This window comes from Kitasatospora sp. NPDC033851 (assembly GCF_055576085.1).
Genome location: NZ_JBVIRL010000012.1, coordinates 20,353 through 37,610 on the forward strand (window position 1 = coordinate 20,353; position 17,258 = coordinate 37,610).

The window sequence follows — 17,258 nt, forward strand, 5'->3', positions numbered from 1 at the left end:
CGGCCCCGACGGGGGCGGGACCAGGGGACGAGGACGGGACCCGGTGAGGAGGCAGCGGAGGTAGGTCTCAGGCCTCCAGCAGGCGCTGCTCGCGCGCCAGCCAGCAGATCGCGGTGAGCCGGAGTACGGCGTAGTCGTAGCCGACCGGCTCCCGCCAGCCGATCTCGGCGAGCGCGTCCAGGAAACCCAGCGCGTAGTCCGACACTTCCGCACGGTCCAGGGGTCGGGGCGCGAGCTCCGGCCCCTGCGCGTACAGCAGCTCGCGCAGCATCGCCGCGTGCTGGTCGACCGCCGCGACGAAGCCGGGCTCGAACGCGAACTCGGCCAGCCGAGGCGTGAAGGCCGCCACGATGCCGGGCAGCGGGCAGCCGGCCGGCTCGTCGGGGGAGCGTCGGAAGGATTCGTCGGGGGTCGCGAACATCCGTCCACGGTAGGCGAGACCGGGGGCGGGAACGGAGGGCCGTGACGGTTCCGTGCTGAGACCTTGGCCACCCGTCCCCGGGAGCCCGGTACGTTCCGTGGTCTGGCCGGTTCCCTGCGCTCACGACCGGGGGGGTGGGTACCAGAATGGTCCGCATGGATCTTCGCATCTTCACCGAACCCCAGCAGGGCGCGAGCTACGACACCCTCCTGAAGGTCGCCCGCACCGCCGAGGAGCTCGGTGCCTTCAGCGCCTTCTTCCGCTCCGACCACTACCTGAAGATGGGCGACGTCGACGGCCTGCCCGGCCCCACCGACGCCTGGATCACCCTGGCCGGCCTCGCCCGCGACACCCGCACCATCCGCCTCGGCACCCTGATGACCGCCGCCACCTTCCGGCTGCCCGGCGTCACCGCGATCCAGGTCGCCCAGGTCGACGCGATGAGCGGCGGCCGGGTCGAGTTCGGCCTCGGCGCCGGCTGGTACGAGGCCGAACACACCGCCTACGGCATCCCCTTCCCCAAGGAGAAGTTCGGCCGGCTGGAGGAGCAACTGGCGATCATCACCGGGCTGTGGAACACCAAGCTCGGTGACACCTTCGACTTCGCCGGCGAGTACTACACCCTGACCGACTCGCCGGCGCTGCCCAAGCCCGCCCAGGACCGCATCCCGGTGCTGGTCGGCGGCCTCGGCCCCAAGCGCACCCCGGCGCTGGCCGCCCGCTTCGCCGACGAGTTCAACCTGCCGTTCGCCTCGGTGGACGACTCCGCCGCCCAGTTCGCCCGGGTCCGCGCCGCCGTCGAGCAGGCCGGGCGCTCGGCCGACGACCTGGTCTACTCCAACGCCCTGGTCGCCTGCGTCGGCCGGGACGACGCCGAGGTGGCCCGCCGGGCCGCCGCCATCGGCCGCGACGTCGACGAGCTGAAGGCCAACGGCCTGGCCGGCACCCCGGACGAGGTGGTCGAGAGGATCGGCCGGTTCGCGGCCGTCGGCAGCGAGCGGATCTACCTGCAGATCCTCGACCTGGACGACCTCGACCACCTGGAGCTGATCGCCTCCCGGATCGCCCCGCAGCTCGGCTGACGGTCGGGAACAGCCGGCAGCAGTCGTCGCCGGTCGGTCCCGACCGGGACCGACCGGCGACGGTGGGTGCCGGAAACGGGCCCGGTCCCGCAACAGGCCCGGGCCCGGCAGGGTCCGTTCGTATCCGCTCCGACCGTCGCCCTTTACTCGCTCTTGGGAATGCGCCATGCTCCTGAGCAGGGAACGGCGGGGGGAGATCCGGTGAGCGGGACGAGAACGGCGCGGGCGGCGGTGCCGAGCGTGCCGCCGCCGCGCACCGCCGGGGAGCACGTCGTCCTGCCCCCGCCGTACGACCCGCCCGCCCTGCACGAGCTGCGCGGACCGGGCCCGGCGGCCCTGCGCTACCCCGCCGGTGACCTGCTGATCGTCACCGGCCTGCCCGGCAGCGGCAAGAGCACCCTGATGCGCCGCTGCGTCCGCGCCCCGCTGATCGACTCCCAGCTGGTCCGCGACGAGTACGCGGCCCGACTGCCCGGCCGCCTCCCGTACGCCCTCTACCGCCCGCTCGCCCGGCTCGCGCACTACCGGCGGCTGCGCCGCGCCGTACTGGACGGCGGACCGCTCGCGGTGCACGACTGCGGCACGCTGCCCTGGGTACGGGCCTGGCTCGTCCGCGCGGCCGCCCGGCAGGGCCGCCGGGTGCACCTGCTGCTGCTCGACGTCGACCCGGCCGCGGCGCTGGACGGGCAGCGGCGGCGCGGACGCGGCGTCTCCCGCTACGCCTTCGCCCGGCACCGGTCCGGCGTCGCCCGGCTGCGCCGGCGGATCCTCGCGGCCGGACGGCTGCCGGCCGGCTGTGCGTCGGCCGTGGTACTCGACCGGGCCGCCGCGCGCGCCCTACGGGAGATCGACTTCACGGCGTCGTAGTCTCGGCGAGTCCGCGCCGGGTGCCGCGCCGACGGGTCCGGCCGGAGCGAGCCCGGGCGCGGCCGAGACCCCGTCAACTCCCCCGTCAGGAGCGCAGATGCGCCGTACTGCCCGGGTGCGCTCGCGTGCCCCCCGCCTGTTCCCCTGCGCCGCCGCGCTGGTCGCCGCCGCCGGTCTGAGCCAGTTCGCGGGACCGGTTCCGCAGCGCGCCGCCGCCCCGACGACCATGTGCGACAGCACCGGGGTCACAGCCGACAGCACCAGGGTCACAGCCGACGGCACCGGGGTCGCAGGAGACAACACCGGGGTCACAGCCGACGGCGCCGTCGGGGCTGCCGCTCGGAAACCGGCAGGCAGCCAGGCCGGGAAGGACCCGAACGCCGTCAGCGCCGCCGAGGCCCGGGCGATGCAGGCCGACCTCGACGACCGGCTCGCCAAGCTCGGCACCGCCCGCGCGCCGATCGGCGCCCCGACCACCGTCCCGGTCTACGTCCACGTGGTCCACGCCGGCGACTCCGGGAACCTGGACGAGGGCGCCGTCGCTGCCCAGATCGACCACCTCAACGCCACCTACGGCGGCCAGGGCGCGGGCAACACCCCCACTCCGTTCCACTTCGAGCTGGCCGGCACCGACTGGACCGACAACGCCGGCTGGTACAGCGGCATGACGCCCGGCTCGACCGCCGAGAAGGCGATGAAGACGGCCCTGCGCAAGGGCGACCAGGGCGCCCTCAACCTCTACACCGCCCGGCTCGGGCAGTCCCTGCTCGGCTGGTCGACCTTCCCGAACGCGTACCGGTCGAACCCGACCGACGACGGCGTGGTCGTGCTCGACGCCTCGCTGCCCGGCGGCTCCGCCACCCACTACAACGAGGGCAACACCGCCACGCACGAGATCGGCCACTGGCTCGGCCTCTTCCACACCTTCCAGGGCGGCTGCCTGGGCTCGGGCGACTACGTGGACGACACCCCGGCCGAGCGCAGCGCCGCCTACGGCTGCCCCGAGGGCCGCGACACCTGCTCCAGCCCGGGGCTGGACCCGATCCACAACTACATGGACTACAGCTACGACCCCTGTATGAGCCAGTTCACTCCCGGGCAGATCCAGCGGATGTCGAACTCGTGGGCTGTGTACCGGAGTTGATCCGGCAGTAGCGAAGTTCATGCGGCACGCCGCCGGCGGCGTGGCACAGACCGACCAGGTGTCCGACGTGATCCGTGTCCGGAGGGTCGGGACCGATCAGGAGCCCATCCAGCTGTACCAGCAAGCAGGAGCAACCGAAGGAGCAAGGCCATGAGTGCCAATCCCCGGATCGTCGTCGGCGTGGACGGCTCGCCCGCCTCGGAGCAGGCGCTGCGCTGGGCGGTCGACTACGCCAAGGCCGTCGGCGGGACCGTCAACGCGATCGCCGCCTGGGAGTACCCCGCCTTCTACGGCTGGGGTGGACAGGGCGTACCGACCGGCGAGACCCTCAACCCCGAGGAACTCGCGGGCAAGACCCTCTCCGACTCCGTCGTCAGGGTCGTCGGCGACGACCCGGGCGTGCGGATCAGCGAGAGCGTGATGCCCGGCAACGCCCCCAAGGTCCTGCTCGAAGCGGCCAAGGGCGCCGCCCTGCTCGTCGTCGGCAGCCGCGGCCTCGGCGGGTTCTCCGGCGTCCTGCTCGGCTCGGTCAGCCGCCACCTCACCGAGCACGCGCCGTGCCCGGTGGTCGTCGTCCGCGAGCAGTAGCCCGCGTCGGAGCAGCCGGAGTAGTCGGACTGCTTGGAGTAGTGCGACGGGGCACCGCGACCCACCGGGCCGCCGCGCGGACCAGAATGGAGACATGCCAGAAGGTGACTCCGTCTACCGCGTGGCGGCCCGGCTGCACGAGGCCCTCGCCGGCCGACAGCTGACCAGCGCCGACCTGCGGGTGCCCGCCCACGCCACCGCCGACCTCGCCGGCCGCCGGGTGCTCGAGGTCGCCCCGCGCGGCAAGCACCTGCTCACCCGCCTCGAAGGCGGCCTCACCCTGCACACCCACCTGCGGATGGACGGCCGCTGGGAGGTCTACTGCCCCGGCGAACGGTGGACCGGCGGCCCCGCCTGGCAGATCCGCGCCGTCCTCGGCACCGAACGGGGCACCGCCGTCGGCTACCGGCTGCCCGTCGTCGAACTGCTGCGCACCACCGACGAGCGGCGGATCGTCGGCCACCTCGGCCCGGACCTGCTCGGCTCCGACTGGGACCCGGTCGAGGCCGTCCGCCGTCTCCTCGCCCACCCGGGCCGCCCGGTCATCGAGGCCCTCCTCGACCAGCGCAACCTGGCCGGCATCGGCAATGTCTACGCCAACGAGCTGTGCTTCGTGGCCGGCGTGACACCGTGGACCGAGGTCGGCGAACTCCCGCACCCCGACCGGCTGGTGGAGCGCGCCCGGCAGATGCTGGACGCCAACAAGCTGCGCCCCGGCCACATCACCACCGGCGACACCAGGCCCGGCTACCAGCACTGGGTCTACGGCCGGGCCGGGCGGCCCTGCCCGCGCTGCGTCACCCCCGTCGTGACCGGGCGGCAGGGCTCGCCCCCACGGGACCGGGCGGTGTTCTGGTGCCCGTACTGCCAGCGCGGCCCCGCCCCGACCCCCGCCCGCCCCGGGAGGGGCAGGCCGCCGGGGCGGTGAGCGTGCGGGCCGCCCAGGGCGGCAGGGTGGCAGGCCGGGGCGGCGGGTGGCGGGCCGGGGCGTTCGCCGGGGTTACGGGTGTTCGACCAGGGCGGGGTGGCGGGGGTCGTCCATGCGGATGGTGATGTCGGCGGCTTCGGCGGGGGCGGTTTCGGCCTCGTAGCGGGCGAAGGCGGGGAGGGTCCACTGCTGGTCGGCGGGGGTGCGGCGGGCCAGGGCGGCCGGGGTGAGGGCGAGGTGGACGGTCAGGTCCAGCGGCAGCCAGCGGCCGAGGAGGAGCCGGCCGTCCAGCAACAGGACGCCGCCGGGCGGGAGTCGGACGTACGGAGCGCGGGTGGAGCGGTCGGTGACCGGGTCGCGCAGGGAGGGCAGGACACGGCCGCTGCCGCCCGGCTCCAGCGGGTCGAGGACTTCGCGCAGCAGGGCGCCGTCGTCCAGCCAGAGGTCGTGGAAGGCGTCCGCGTCGTGGTGGCCGTACTCCAGCCGGATCGAGGCCGGGCGCAGGAAGTCCGCCGCCGACACCCGCAGCGTGGGGCGGCCGCGCAGCCGCAGCGGTTCCACCAGGGCGTCGGCGAGTGCCTCGGGGCGGGCGGCCGCGGCGCCGTCGACGGCCACCCGCAGCCGGCGCCCGACGGCGTCGGGCAGGGCGGTGATGCGGTCGGCGAGCAGCTCGGCCAGCTTGTCGGGGGAGATCGGGCGTACCTGCATCGGGCCATCCTGCCGCTTGGTGGACGCTTCGTGGAGCCGCTCAGGTCAGCGGGAGGGCGTACAGGATGTCGTCGTGGCCCGCGTAGAGGTGGCCGCCGTCGGCGGCGAGGCTCCAGACGTCCCGGCCGGGGCCCGAGTCGCGGAAGGTCCACCCCAGCTCGCCGGTCGCGGTGTGGATCGCGCTGACCCCGCCGACCGCCGTACCCGGCACGAACAGCGTGTGGTCGGCGACCAGGGGGTGGGTGCGGCGGTCCAGCAGGTACGGCAGGCGGCAGGTCCACTCGACGGCACCGGTGGTCGCGTCGTGGCCGGTGACGATGCCGTTGTCGCGCGCGACGTACACCCGCGGGCCGTCCGGGACGGGCGGCAGCGCCCGCCAGGACTCGCCCCGGGCGGGGGAGTGCGTCCAGCGGGGCTCGCCGGTGGGGCGCAGCGCGCGCACGCCGCCGTTGCCGTCGGGGACGTAGACGTCCTGCGAGCCGGTGACGCACCAGCGCAGGTCCTCGTCGCCGGGGGCGGTCCACAGCTGCCGGCCGGTGGCGGCGTCCCGGGCCACCAGCTCGGCGCGGTTGCCGAGGAAGCGGACACAGGCCAGAAGGCTGTCGCCGATCATGGTGGCGGGGGTGACCGGCTGCTCCTCGCGTTCGGTGGGGACGGACCAGAGGAAGGAACGGTCGGCGACCCGCAGGGCGAACAGCCGGTTATCCGACGGGGCCTCCGGGGGCCGGGGGCCGGCCCAGGAGTAGCCGTACAGGGTGCCGTGGTCGTAGCCGGTGAGCCGGGTCTGGGTGCCCCCCAGCTCGTCGGGCAGCGGAAGGCTCCAGTCGGCGGCGGGGTCGGTGAAGTGGCGGGCTTCGAGGTGGCCCTCGTAGGTGGTGGCGAAGAGGCGGTCGGGCCCGACCACGACCTTGCCGAGCATGTCGAGGTCGCTGGGCCAGTCGCGGCTCTCCGGCGGGTCGAAGACCAGCAGCCGGGCGGCGGTGCCGTTGGCCGGGTCGAGGACCTGCAGGCCGGTCTTGGACAGGTAGACGGGGCGGCCCGGCGGGTCGGTGAGCCGTTCCGGGGTCATCGCCTGGGGGCCGCGGTAGGTCCAGGCCGGGGTCGGGCCGGAGAGCGCGGTCGGTTGCGGCCTGGTCGGCCTCGGCGCAACGGCGCCGCCGGCACCCGAACGGCCCAACGCCCAGACGGCCCCGCCCGCCGCGAGCACCCCGGCGCCGATCAGCATCCCGCGCCGGCTCAGCCGCGGCCCGTCGCCGCCCCCGCCGATCACGTCCTCGGGCGCCTCCCCGTTGCCGTCCTCCTCCCCGTCCCACTGCCACGACGCCTCGCGCGCGGCCCCCTCGGACGACGACTGCATACGGCTCTCGCTTCCCCGCCGGCGGCCTCACGCCGCCACCCGCCCGGAGGATATCGAACAGCCCCCGAACCGTCCGAAGCGGTGGAAGAGGCGGGGCGGGCGTCGTGGGCAGAGACGGACGCGGCTGTGCGGGGGTGGGCGTCAGGGCTTCTTCGGCGGGTGGTCCGCCAGGTCGGCGAGGACGTCGGCGTGGCAGGGCAGGGGTGCGCACCAGCAGCCGAGGCGGTGACCGCGCAGCGGCGGGACGAGGGCGAGGAGGTCGGGGCGGGCGAGGAGGTGGTCGCGGTACGCGGCGACCATCTCCTCGCGGGTGAGGTCGGGGCCCGGGCGGTACGGGCAGTGCAGCGGCGACTCGGCGAGGTGCCAGCCGCCGCGGTGCATGGCGCGGCCGACGTAGACGACGTCGTCGTAGTCGGGGTCGTCGCGGTGGCCCTTGAGGTTGACCACGGTGGTGCGGCGGGTCGTGCTCGGCATGCCGTCCATGCTGGTGCAAGCGGGGCGGCCCGGCAGCCCGGGGCGGGAGCGGGCTCGCCTTGACACGGTTCCGGGCCCGGCGTAGCAAAAGAGCATGCGCCATCCGGATGTGACCGGTGGGGACCCTGGGGCGCGGTCCGGGCCGGACCGGCCGCGGGAGCCCGGAGCCGACGCGCAGGTGCGCCGGGAGCTTCCGCGATCCGTGCGGGAAACGGCCCAGGGAGCGGACCGCCGACGGGACGAGCTGCTCGCGGTCGCCGTGCGCCGGGTGCTCGGCTCCACCGGGGCGTACGGCGCGATGGTGCACCTGCGTTCGCGGGACCGCCGCTCGCTGGTGCTGCACACGATCGCGGGGGTGCCGATGTCGGTGATGACCCCGTTCCGGCGGATCGCGGCGGCCGGGCCGCTGCCGGTCGCGGTCTGCTTCCGGACCGGGCACGAGATCGTCCTGTCCGACTCCGAGGACACCATGCGGCGCTTCCCGCAGCTCGCGGTCGGCCTGCCGTACGACTTCGCCTCGGCCTGCGTGCCGGTGGGGCACGGCCCCGAGCGGTTCGGGGTGCTGAGCGCGCTGTGGCCCGCCTCGGACGACGGGGTGCCGGGGCCGGCGGGCCCGGAACTCGCCGCCGTCGCCGCCGAACTGGGCGACAGGCTGGCCGAGTTGGCGGAGGCCGGGCAGTCCGTGGAGCCGGGTGAGGAGGCGGCCGTGGTCGAACTGCCGCCGCCGTCGGTGCCGACCACCCGGGTCGGGCTGTTCGACTGGAACGTGGTCACCGGGGCGCTCTCCGCCGACACGCGGTTCCGGGAGATCTTCGGGTTCGGGCCGGGGGAGTTCGACGGCACGGTGGCCGCCCTGAACCGCCGGGTCGCCCCCGGTGACCTGCCGGAGTTCCGGGCCGCCGCCCGGACCGCGCTGGAGCACGGCGAGGTGCTGGCCGCCCGGGTCCGGGTGCTCGGGCCGGACGGCCTGCCGTTCCCGGTGGAGCTGTGGGCGCGGGTGCCCGCGGCGATCTCGGACGGCCGGACCCACCTGGTGGGCGCCGTGCTGGACGTCCGGAGCCTGACCGCCGCCGCGGCCGCCGTCGAGCGGCTGCACGAGGGCGTGTTCTCGCTCGACCTGGACGGTCGGATCGGTTACGCCAACCGTGCCACCGAGCCCCTGCTGCGGGCCCGCCGCGAGGACCTGATCGGCCACCACCCCTGGGACGTCCTGCCCTGGCTCGCCGATCCCTTCTACGAGCACCGCTACCGCGCGGCGCTGCTCTCCCAGCGGCCCACCACCTTCCTGGCGGCCCGCCCACCGGACGGCTGGCTCGCCTTCTCGCTCTACCCCGACGCGCACGGCGTCACCGGCCGGGTCGTCGCCGCCGAACCCCTGCCCGGCGCCGCCGAGCCGCCGACCGGGCCGCCGTCGGCCGCCCGCACCGACGTCGGCGGCACCCACCACCTGCTCCAGCTCGCCAGCGCGCTCACCGAGGCGGTCACCGTGCGCGACGTGTGCCGGGCGGTGGCCGAGGAGATCCTGCCGGCCTTCGGCGGCCAGGAACTCGCCATCTACACGGTGCGCGACAAGCACCTGCACCTGGTCTCGCAGAGCGGCTACCCGGACGGCTTCCTGGACACCTTCGAGGGCACCCCGATCGACGCCCGCGTCCCCGGCGCGGAAACGCTCAGCACCGGCACCCCGATCTTCTTCGAGTCGGTGCGGGACCTCTCCGCCGCCTACCCGGGCCTGGCCCTCGACGAGATGGGCGCCTGGGCCTTCCTGCCGCTGATCGCCTCCGGCCGCCCGGTCGGCAGCTGCATCCTCGGCTTCGACCGCCCGCACCCGTTCACCGTCGAGGAACGCGGCCTGCTCACCGCCCTGGGCGGCTTCATCGCCCAGGCCCTGGAGCGCGCCCGGCTGTACGACGCGGAGTTCGCCCTGGCCCGCGGCCTGCAGCAGGCGCTGCTGCCGCACCGGCTGCCCGAGGTGCCCGGCATCCGGATCACCGCCCGCTACCTGCCCGGAACCCAGGGGATGGAGATCGGCGGCGACTGGTACGACGTGATCGTCACCGGCCGTGACGTCACCCTGGTGATCGGCGACGTCGAGGGCCACAGCGTCGCCGCCGCCGCCGCGATGGGCCAGCTGCGCAGCGCCGTCCGCGCCTTCGCGACCGGCGGCGACCCGCCCGACCAGGTGCTCGCGCGCACCAACCGGCTGCTGCTCGACCTCGACCCCGGGCTGCTCGCCAGCTGCTGCCTGGTCCGGCTCACCCCGGCCGACGGCGCCGCCCGGATCGCCCGCGCCGGGCACCTGCCGCCGGTGCTGCGCCACCCGGGCGGGCGGGCCGAGGCGCTGTACGTGGCGGGTGGACCGCTGCTCGGCGTGGACGAGCGGGCCGAGTACCCGGTCAGCGAACTGCGGCTGCGGCCGGGCGCGGTGCTCGCGCTGTACACGGACGGGCTGGTCGAGGACCCGGCGGTGGCGATCGACCAGGGCGTGGACCGGCTGCGCGCCGCGCTGGCCCGGGCCCCGGCGGGGGAGGGGCTGGAGGAGGCGGCCGAGCGGCTGCTGCGCGAGGTCGGCTCGACCCGCCGGGTGGACGACGTGGCGCTGCTGCTGACGGCCTTCGGCTGAGCGGGCGTCCGGGCGGACCTCACCGGTGGACGTGACCAGGCGACTTTCGTCGGTGCCGGCGGCGACGAAGGAGGACGGCGCGGGCGTCGGCCGGCCGGTTAGCCTCGGCGGGTGGATGCGATCGCACGGGCCTGGAAGAAGGCGGTACGGACGGCGCTGCCGGGGCCCTGGCGGCCCCGGCGGGTGGTGGGCGAGGCCGCGCTCGCCCTGCTGATGGGCGGTCTGGCCGCCCTGCTGGAGACCCTTGCCGGCACCGGCCTGGCGGTGCCCTTCGGCCTCGGCGTCGCGGCGCTGTGGGTGCTGCGGCGGGGGCTGCCGGCCACCGTGCTGCTCGCCGCCGCGGCGGCCTCCGGCTGGTCGGGGGGTCCGGTGCTGCTGCTGGTCTGCGCGGGCTGGACGGCCGGGGCGCGGATCCGCCGGGCCTGGACGCTGGTCGGCACCTTCGTCCTGGGCTGGGCGCTGTTCGTCGTGACGGGCGTACTGAAGGACGCCTCCTCGGTCTCGCCCAAGCTGGTCCTCGGGCTGTCGCTGGGCACCTTCCTGGTGCTCGCCGTGCTGCCCGCCCTGTACGGCCGCTACCGCGCGCAGCGGCGCGCCCTGCTGGACGCGCTGCGCGAGCGCAACGACCAGCTGCTGCGCGAGCGGGTCATGGTGGTGCACCAGGCACGGCTGCGCGAGCGGCACCGGATAGCCCAGGACATGCACGACAGCCTGGGCCACCAGCTGGCGCTGATCTCGGTGCACTCGGGCGCGCTGGAGGTGGACCGTGCGCTCACCGACCGGCAGCGGGAGGCGGTCGGGGTGCTGCGGCAGGCGGCGGTCGCGGCGATGCGCGAGCTGCGCGAGGTGGTCGGGGTGCTGCACGACGAGTCGACGGCGGCGCGGCCCACGGCGGGGGCACCGCCCGTGGTGGGGGCGGCGGCCGCGGCGCCCGCCCGGGGCGGGGTGGACGGGATCGACGGGCTGCTGCAGTCCTCCCGGGCGGCCGGGGCGGAGGTGACGCTCAGCCGGGAGGGCGAGCGGCGCCCGCTGCCGGCCGCGGTCGACCACGCGGCGTACCGGATCGTGCAGGAGGCGCTCACCAATGCGCACAAGCACGCCCCCGGCGCGCCGATCGGCGTCGCGCTCCGGTACGAGCCGGACGCGCTGGTGGTGGAGGTCACCAACACGCGCGCGCCGGAGCTGGTGGGCGTGCGCGCCGGAGCGGGCCAGGCCGTGAGCGGCGGTCAGGGGCTCACCGGGTTGCGGGAGCGCGCGAGGCTGGTCGGCGGCATGGTGCACGCCGGGCCGACGCCGGAGCACGGCTTCCGGCTGGCCGCCGTACTGCCGTACGAGGGGACGGAGGGCGACACGGAGGGCGCCGCCGCCGCGGCCGGGGCGGACGACTGGGTGTTCGAGGGCCTGCCGGCCGACGAGGCGGACGGCAAGCGGCGCAGTCCGGCGATGGGCTGCGCGGTCGGCGTGGTGGCGGTCGGGCTGACCGTGCTGGGGCTGCTGGTCTGGGGGGTCGTGGCCTTCGTCGACGGCAGCCGCGACGCGACGGTGAAGAAGACGCGGTACGACCGGATCGAGGTCGGCACGGCCGAGGCCGCGGTGCTGCGCGAACTGCCGTCCGGCAACGGCTTCTTCACCGACGACTACAAGCGCACCGGGCCGACCCTGCCGGAGGGCGCGCGGTGCCGCTGGTACCTCCTGGGCGGCCCGCCCGGTGAGACCTGGAACGAGCAGCACGTGGCGCGGTTCTGCTTCCGGGACGGGGTGCTGGTGGACAAGCAGGAGTACGTCGCCAAGGACTGATCGCGCGTGTGCCCGGGTCGGGGTCGGGGCTGGGGGGATCGGGGGCGGGGGTCGGGTCGCCGGGGGCCAAGGCCGGGGGGACCGGCGGTCCGGGCCGGGCGGCGGAGATGTGAGGATGGTCCCGCACCCGAAAGACCGTTCGAGGGGAATGACCAGCGTGATCCGAGTCCTCGTCGCCGACGACGAGCCGCTGATCCGGGCCGGCATCAGGATGATCCTCGGCTCCGCCGACGACATCGAGGTGGTCGCCGAGGCCGCCGACGGCCGGGAGGCGCTGGAGCTGGCCCGGGCGCACCGGGTGGACGTGGTGCTGCTGGACATCCAGATGCCGGTGATGGACGGACTGACGGCGCTCGGGGAGCTGGCGAGGGTCGCCCCCGGCGCGCGGGCGCTGATCCTCACCACCTTCGGGGAGCGCGAGAACGTCCTGCGCGCCGTGACCGAGGGCGGCGCCGGCTTCCTGCTCAAGGACACCGCGCCGAACGAGCTGATCCAGGCCGTCCGGGCGGCCGCCGGCGGGAACGCCTTCCTCTCCCCGGCCGCCACCCGACACATCGTCGACTCGCTGGCGGCCGGGCACAGCGGCTCGCTGGCCGCCCGCAGCGCCGCGGCCCGGCGCCGGCTGGAGGTGCTCACCGCGCGCGAGCTGGAGGTGCTGGCGCTGCTCGGCGAGGGCCTGTCCAACGCCGACGCGGGGGCCCGGATCCACATGAGCGAGGCGACGGTGAAGACCTACGTGAGCCGGATCCTGGCCAAGCTGGGCTGCGAGAACCGGGTCCAGGCCGCGCTGCTGGCGCGGGACGCGGAGCTCGACGGGCGGAGCTGAGCGCATTCGCGCGCTCACGGAACGTGGTCGGTGTGGTGGATGCCACTCGGCGGCTCCGTGGAGCCGGGAACTCCGGGTGTACTGGTGACGGTGCGTCAGTTCGCGGTCGCCATGAGTGGATGGTGTGCCGGATCTCGCGAATGGACAGATGTGAGCGAGGGCACGGGATCTGATCATTTGATCTCGAAAACCCGGTCAAACCCGGTCAAACCGGGCGCCGTTTCTTGATCGATACCGCCGGTAACAGTCAACTGACCTGCGACGTCGAAGAATTGCTTGCTGAGCCCGGGGGATGCCCCCTAGCTTCATTGGCGGCGCAACGAGCGCCACCCGGGTTCACCCCGACGCACTGCCCGCCGACTGACCCACGGCGCGAGGGCGGTGCCGCCGACCAGGCCGGCTCGAACCGGCCCCGGCGAGCGGAGGGTGACCGGGGCGGCACGGTACGTCCGACACGTGCCCGGCCGCCCGTCGAGTGAGGTGAGCGGACACCACCGGCCCATGTCCCGGGCCTGGTTCCGCCTGCCCGCCCGGGGCTTGTCGAGAGGATCTGTATGAATCCCCGTCACGAGACCGCCGCTGCCACCGAGACCACCACCACCAAGCGCAACCGCGTGCGGATGGCGGTCGTCGCGGGCGCCGCCGCCGCGGCCCTGCCGGTGGTCGGCCTCGTCACGGCCACGTCGGCCTCCGCCGCACCGGCCTCCGCCTGGGACTCCGTCGCCCAGTGCGAGAGCGGCGGCAACTGGAGCATCAACACCGGCAACGGGTTCCACGGCGGCCTGCAGTTCTCCCCCGGCACCTGGAAGGCGTACGGCGGCACCGCGTACGCCCCCCAGGCCAACCAGGCGACCAGGGCGCAGCAGATCGCGGTCGCCGAGAAGGTGCTCGCCTCGCAGGGCCCGGGCGCCTGGCCGGTCTGCTCGAAGAAGGCGGGCCTGAGCAAGGGTGGTGCCCCCGCCGCCGTCGACACCTCCTCGAACGCCGCGCCGGCCGCCACGCCCGCCGCCAAGCCGGCGACCAAGGCGGCGAAGCCCGTGGCCAAGCCGGCCCCGGCGGCCCCGATGGCTCCGATGGCCAAGCAGCAGGCGCCCCAGGCCGCCGACCCGGCACCGGGACGTCCGTCCGCCAAGCCGGTGCAGTCCGCGCCGGCCGCGCCGACGAACAGCGCCGGCGGCAGCTACACCGTCAAGAGCGGTGACACCCTGAGTGACATCGCGGCCAAGTTCAGCGTCGACACCGACCACCTCTACCAGCAGAACGTGCGCGTCATCGGTGGCAACCCGGACCTGATCTTCCCGGGCCAGACCCTGACCGTCTGACGGCCCGCAACCGTCTGACACCCGCAAGCCGTCTGACGGCCCGCAACCATCTGACGGAGGTTCCGAGCGGGCCTGCGACGGAGTGCCCGACCCAGCCTCCGACGGAGCCTCGCGACCCGGCCGAGCGGCTGCCCCCTGTGCGGGGGGCGGCCGCTCGGCGCGGTGCGTTCCCGGGGCGGCGCCCGCTGGTCCGGGACGGCGGGCGGCGGGTCGAATCGCACGGGGCGGCCGGCCGTCGGGTCGCACGACCGGTAGGCGGCGCGCACGCCGGGGTGCGGGGGCGCTTCGAAGCATGGTTGAAGGTTCAACGCGACGTCCGAATCCCGCCGGAGGTTTGCCGCGCCTCGGACCAGGATCGAGTCATGTCCGAGATCGGAACGAGGAGTTCTGGAGATATGACGATGAACGGAACCGCGGTGCTCGACGGCAAGGTGGCCCTGGTGACCGGCGGCAGCAGGGGGATCGGGGCGGCGGTCGCGCTGCGGCTGGCCGAGGACGGCGCCGATGTGGTGCTGACCTACCAGGGCGGCGCGGAGCGGGCCGAGGAGGTCGCCGCGAAGATCACCGCGATGGGGCGGACCGGCTGGGCCGTCCGCGCGGACAGCGCAGACCCGCAGGCGATACAGGCCGCGGTGGCGGCGGTCGCCGAACGGTTCGGGCGACTGGACGTCCTGGTGAACAACGCCGGTGTCGGCGCCCTCGGCCCGATCGGCGAGCTGGCTCCGGCCGACGTCGACCGGGTGCTGGAGGTGAACGTCCGGGCGCCCTTCCTGTTCGCCCAGGCGGCCTCCGCACACCTGGCCGAGGGCGGACGGGTCGTCACCATCGGCAGCTGCATCGCCAAGCGGGTCGCCTTCCCCGGCGCCACGCTGTACGCGACCAGCAAGGCCGCGCTGATCGGGCTCACCAAGGCGCTGGCCCGGGAGCTCGGCCCGCGCGGGATCACCGCCAACCTGGTGCACCCGGGCCCGATCGACACCGACATGAACCCCGCCGACGGACCGGCGGCGGAGTTCCAGGCCGGGCTCACCGCGCTCGGCCGCTTCGGGACCGCCGCGGAGGTCGCGGCCGCCGTCGCCTACCTGGTCGGCGAGGACGGCCGGTACGTGACGGGCGCGGAGCTGGCGGTGGACGGCGGCTTCGCGGCCTGACCCGCGCGGTGGACGGCGGCTTCGCGGCCTGACCCGCGCGGTGGACGGCCCTCGACCCGTCCACCCACGGGGGAGGTGTCGTGCCGGGCGGTCGTCGGCGCTCGCGCTTACGATCGCCCGGCACGACCCGTGCCCCGACCGAGAGGTGTGCCATGACCGCAGCGGAAGACCCGATCGGACTGCTCGCCCGGGCCCTCGCGCAGACCGCCGGGCTGATCGACGGCACCGGCGTCGAACTGGCCGGCCATCCGACCCCCTGCCGTTCCTGGGACGTCGGCGACCTGGTCAGCCATCTGCTCCACGACCTGCGGCAGTTCACCGTACGGGCGAAGGGCGGGCAGCCGGACTGGTCGCAGCCCTTCGAACGCGTCGAGGAGGACTGGCTGCACGCCTTCGAAGCCGGGGCCGAGGAGCTGGCCGACGCCTGGCGCGCGGCCGGCGACCTCGGCGGGACACTGGAGATGCCCGGGGGCGGCACCGTGCCGGCGCGCTTCCCGGTGGACCAGCAGATCGCCGAATTCGCCGTCCACGACTGGGACTTGGCCCGAGCCACCGGGCAGTCCACCGAGGGCCTGGACCACGAGGTCGCGCTCGCCGCGCTGGCCTGGGCCGAGGGCGCGCTCAAGCCCGAGTACCGCGGCGCCGAGGAGGACCACCACGCCTTCGGCCCGGCCGTCGCCGTGCCCGAGGACGCGCCGCCGTACGACCGGCTCGCCGCGTTCTTCGGCCGCGACCCGGCGGCGCCGGTCACCGGGTGACCGGGGCGGCGGGGACGGTCGAACGGAGTCGGCCCGGCCGTCGGCCGAGGCCGTCCCGCCGCAGTACGGCCGACGCGGTTCCCCACGGGGAGGCGGCCCTGCCTGCGGCGTTGCAGTGGTCGAAGGCGGTGGCAGTGGCAGTGGTGGCGGTGGCAGTGGCGAGGGAGCGGGCGGTGGTGCTGACGGTGGTGGCGCCACGGAACTCGTCCACGGAGACGTGGGAGGTGCTCGCGCGCGGGTAGGTGGCGCGGATGGAGTCGGCGGTGGTCAGCGCCGAGGCGGCGAAGGCGGCGAGGACGAGGACCCGGCGGCGCAGCGAGTCGGTCACGTCCCCGACGAGCTGGAACCGGTCGTCGTGGCTGTCGGTGACCGTGACCGGGCCGGGACAGGTGGTGGTCAGCATCATCGACACGACCAGGGCGTCCCCCGGGGCCGCCGCGGCCCGCACCGGGAGGGCCAACTCGGTGCTGGGGATGTCCTGTTGTTCGACGGCGGTGTGGGCCACCCAGGACAGTGCCGAAAGGTCGGCCGAGGATCCGCGGGCCTCCGGCTGTGGCTCGGGGCTGGGTGAATCACCGTGCGCGGAAGGGCAGTTGTCGGCGTCGAGCGAGGCGTCGGGCGCCCGGGTGGCGACCAGGCCGAGCGTGCCCGACACGCCGAGCACCAGGCCGAGGAGCAGGCTGAACGCGTGGGTCCAGAGCCGGGGAAGTCCCCGGCGGGGAGCGGCCGGGAACGTGGCGGGCCGCGGCAACGGAACCGGGCCGGCCGGAACCGGGCCGGCCGGAGCCGGAAGGGCGAGGGCCGGAGGAGCGGGGGCCGAGGGAGTGGGAGGGGGAGACGGGGCCGGAGCGGCGGGCGGCTTCCCGCCGTCGGCGGCGGTTCTCCAGCGGTGGTGCCACTCCTCCTCGTCTCCGCCGCAGGCCCGGACGAAGGCCCTGGTCGTGGGCCAGGACGGAAGGCGCGAGCCGGTGACCGCCTCGAAGAGCGTGGTGTGCGAGATGCAGCCGACGGCCCTCGCCATCGTGCGGAACGAGGGCTGGCCGGCGTCCAGGCGGAGCGTGCGCAGTTCGGCTGCGAAGTCCTCCTCGCACCGAGGCTGTGCGGTTCCTCCGGATTGCGCTTCCTGATCCGCCATGACGCCCCCTGTTGTCAGACAGTGTCAGAACCACCCGCGACGGCCTTTGTTGCGTACGGATCATAGTCGCGGGCGGC

The 17,258-nt window shown here is 75.1% G+C and carries 16 protein-coding genes; 11 read left to right on the forward strand and 5 right to left on the reverse strand.

Going from position 1 to position 17,258, the window contains the following annotated elements; translation table 11 throughout:
• Window positions 1-67: 67 nt before the first annotated feature.
• Window positions 68-421, reverse strand: a complete 354-nt coding sequence (locus ACZ51D_RS22765; RefSeq protein WP_360493649.1) for a DUF6401 family natural product biosynthesis protein — start codon at window positions 419-421, stop codon at window positions 68-70.
• A 155-nt stretch (window positions 422-576) separates the two neighbouring features.
• Here ACZ51D_RS22765 and ACZ51D_RS22770 point away from each other — a divergent pair, with 155 nt between their 5' ends.
• The 5 genes from ACZ51D_RS22770 (at window position 577) to ACZ51D_RS22790 (ending at window position 5,030) form a co-directional block, all read left to right on the forward strand.
• On the forward strand, window positions 577-1,503 hold the full coding sequence (locus ACZ51D_RS22770; RefSeq protein WP_465617831.1) for an LLM class F420-dependent oxidoreductase: 927 nt from the start codon (window positions 577-579) through the stop codon (window positions 1,501-1,503).
• 159 nt (window positions 1,504-1,662) lie between these two features.
• A complete protein-coding gene (locus ACZ51D_RS22775; RefSeq protein WP_396287852.1) occupies window positions 1,663-2,370 on the forward strand; it encodes an AAA family ATPase in 708 nt (235 codons plus the stop codon).
• A 97-nt stretch (window positions 2,371-2,467) separates the two neighbouring features.
• Window positions 2,468-3,514 carry a zinc metalloprotease gene (locus ACZ51D_RS22780; RefSeq protein ID WP_465663395.1) on the forward strand — a complete coding sequence of 349 codons (1,047 nt, stop codon included), beginning with the start codon at window positions 2,468-2,470 and terminating at the stop codon, window positions 3,512-3,514.
• Between the two features lie 150 nt (window positions 3,515-3,664).
• A complete protein-coding gene (locus tag ACZ51D_RS22785; RefSeq protein ID WP_465617836.1) occupies window positions 3,665-4,102 on the forward strand; it encodes a universal stress protein in 438 nt (145 codons plus the stop codon).
• A 94-nt stretch (window positions 4,103-4,196) separates the two neighbouring features.
• Entirely contained in the window at window positions 4,197-5,030 is an 834-nt protein-coding gene (locus ACZ51D_RS22790; RefSeq protein ID WP_465617838.1) for a DNA-formamidopyrimidine glycosylase family protein, read from the forward strand.
• Window positions 5,031-5,102: 72 nt separating this feature from the next.
• On the opposite strand, the gene ACZ51D_RS22795 is transcribed toward ACZ51D_RS22790, so the two are convergent.
• From ACZ51D_RS22795 to ACZ51D_RS22805, 3 genes are all read right to left on the reverse strand, one after another.
• A complete protein-coding gene (locus ACZ51D_RS22795; protein WP_465617840.1) occupies window positions 5,103-5,738 on the reverse strand; it encodes a nucleoside/nucleotide kinase family protein in 636 nt (211 codons plus the stop codon).
• 40 nt (window positions 5,739-5,778) lie between these two features.
• A complete protein-coding gene (locus ACZ51D_RS22800) occupies window positions 5,779-7,095 on the reverse strand; it encodes an outer membrane protein assembly factor BamB family protein (protein ID WP_465663396.1) in 1,317 nt (438 codons plus the stop codon).
• A 141-nt stretch (window positions 7,096-7,236) separates the two neighbouring features.
• Window positions 7,237-7,569, reverse strand: coding sequence for a DUF4326 domain-containing protein (locus ACZ51D_RS22805; protein WP_465617844.1), 333 nt, complete (start codon window positions 7,567-7,569; stop codon window positions 7,237-7,239).
• 202 nt (window positions 7,570-7,771) lie between these two features.
• Here ACZ51D_RS22805 and ACZ51D_RS22810 point away from each other — a divergent pair, with 202 nt between their 5' ends.
• The 6 genes from ACZ51D_RS22810 to ACZ51D_RS22835 all read left to right on the forward strand — a co-directional run bounded on the left by ACZ51D_RS22810 (window position 7,772) and on the right by ACZ51D_RS22835 (window position 16,046).
• Window positions 7,772-10,192: a SpoIIE family protein phosphatase gene (locus ACZ51D_RS22810; RefSeq protein ID WP_465663397.1), complete on the forward strand. Its 2,421-nt coding sequence runs from the start codon at window positions 7,772-7,774 to the stop codon at window positions 10,190-10,192.
• Between the two features lie 111 nt (window positions 10,193-10,303).
• Window positions 10,304-11,989, forward strand: coding sequence for a sensor histidine kinase (locus ACZ51D_RS22815; protein ID WP_465663398.1), 1,686 nt, complete (start codon window positions 10,304-10,306; stop codon window positions 11,987-11,989).
• Between the two features lie 157 nt (window positions 11,990-12,146).
• Window positions 12,147-12,815: a response regulator transcription factor gene (locus tag ACZ51D_RS22820; RefSeq protein ID WP_360494158.1), complete on the forward strand. Its 669-nt coding sequence runs from the start codon at window positions 12,147-12,149 to the stop codon at window positions 12,813-12,815.
• Window positions 12,816-13,369: 554 nt separating this feature from the next.
• On the forward strand, window positions 13,370-14,137 hold the full coding sequence (locus ACZ51D_RS22825) for a transglycosylase family protein (protein WP_465617855.1): 768 nt from the start codon (window positions 13,370-13,372) through the stop codon (window positions 14,135-14,137).
• Between the two features lie 395 nt (window positions 14,138-14,532).
• Window positions 14,533-15,288, forward strand: a complete 756-nt coding sequence (locus ACZ51D_RS22830; RefSeq protein ID WP_465617857.1) for an SDR family NAD(P)-dependent oxidoreductase — start codon at window positions 14,533-14,535, stop codon at window positions 15,286-15,288.
• A gap of 152 nt (window positions 15,289-15,440) precedes the next feature.
• On the forward strand, window positions 15,441-16,046 hold the full coding sequence (locus ACZ51D_RS22835; RefSeq protein ID WP_465617859.1) for a TIGR03086 family metal-binding protein: 606 nt from the start codon (window positions 15,441-15,443) through the stop codon (window positions 16,044-16,046).
• On the opposite strand, the gene ACZ51D_RS22840 is transcribed toward ACZ51D_RS22835, so the two are convergent.
• Window positions 16,036-17,181 (reverse strand): helix-turn-helix domain-containing protein, encoded by a 1,146-nt coding sequence (locus tag ACZ51D_RS22840; RefSeq protein ID WP_465663399.1) that lies wholly within the window; start codon window positions 17,179-17,181, stop codon window positions 16,036-16,038. The two genes, ACZ51D_RS22835 and ACZ51D_RS22840, sit on opposite strands and share 11 nt — an antisense overlap.
• Window positions 17,182-17,258 lie beyond the last annotated feature (77 nt).

Excerpts from the sequence above, each read along its gene's own strand:
- ACZ51D_RS22765 (WP_360493649.1), bottom strand. The coding sequence starts at position 421 with ATGTTCGCGACCCCCGACGAATCCTTCCGACGCTCCCCCGACGAGCCG.
- ACZ51D_RS22770 (WP_465617831.1), top strand. The coding sequence starts at position 577 with ATGGATCTTCGCATCTTCACCGAACCCCAGCAGGGCGCGAGCTACGAC.
- ACZ51D_RS22775 (WP_396287852.1), top strand. The coding sequence starts at position 1,663 with ATGCGCCATGCTCCTGAGCAGGGAACGGCGGGGGGAGATCCGGTGAGC.
- ACZ51D_RS22780 (WP_465663395.1), top strand. The coding sequence starts at position 2,468 with ATGCGCCGTACTGCCCGGGTGCGCTCGCGTGCCCCCCGCCTGTTCCCC.
- ACZ51D_RS22785 (WP_465617836.1), top strand. The coding sequence starts at position 3,665 with ATGAGTGCCAATCCCCGGATCGTCGTCGGCGTGGACGGCTCGCCCGCC.
- ACZ51D_RS22790 (WP_465617838.1), top strand. The coding sequence starts at position 4,197 with ATGCCAGAAGGTGACTCCGTCTACCGCGTGGCGGCCCGGCTGCACGAG.
- ACZ51D_RS22795 (WP_465617840.1), bottom strand. The coding sequence starts at position 5,738 with ATGCAGGTACGCCCGATCTCCCCCGACAAGCTGGCCGAGCTGCTCGCC.
- ACZ51D_RS22800 (WP_465663396.1), bottom strand. The coding sequence starts at position 7,095 with ATGCAGTCGTCGTCCGAGGGGGCCGCGCGCGAGGCGTCGTGGCAGTGG.
- ACZ51D_RS22805 (WP_465617844.1), bottom strand. The coding sequence starts at position 7,569 with ATGCCGAGCACGACCCGCCGCACCACCGTGGTCAACCTCAAGGGCCAC.
- ACZ51D_RS22825 (WP_465617855.1), top strand. The coding sequence starts at position 13,370 with ATGAATCCCCGTCACGAGACCGCCGCTGCCACCGAGACCACCACCACC.
- ACZ51D_RS22830 (WP_465617857.1), top strand. The coding sequence starts at position 14,533 with ATGACGATGAACGGAACCGCGGTGCTCGACGGCAAGGTGGCCCTGGTG.
- ACZ51D_RS22835 (WP_465617859.1), top strand. The coding sequence starts at position 15,441 with ATGACCGCAGCGGAAGACCCGATCGGACTGCTCGCCCGGGCCCTCGCG.
- ACZ51D_RS22840 (WP_465663399.1), bottom strand. The coding sequence starts at position 17,181 with ATGGCGGATCAGGAAGCGCAATCCGGAGGAACCGCACAGCCTCGGTGC.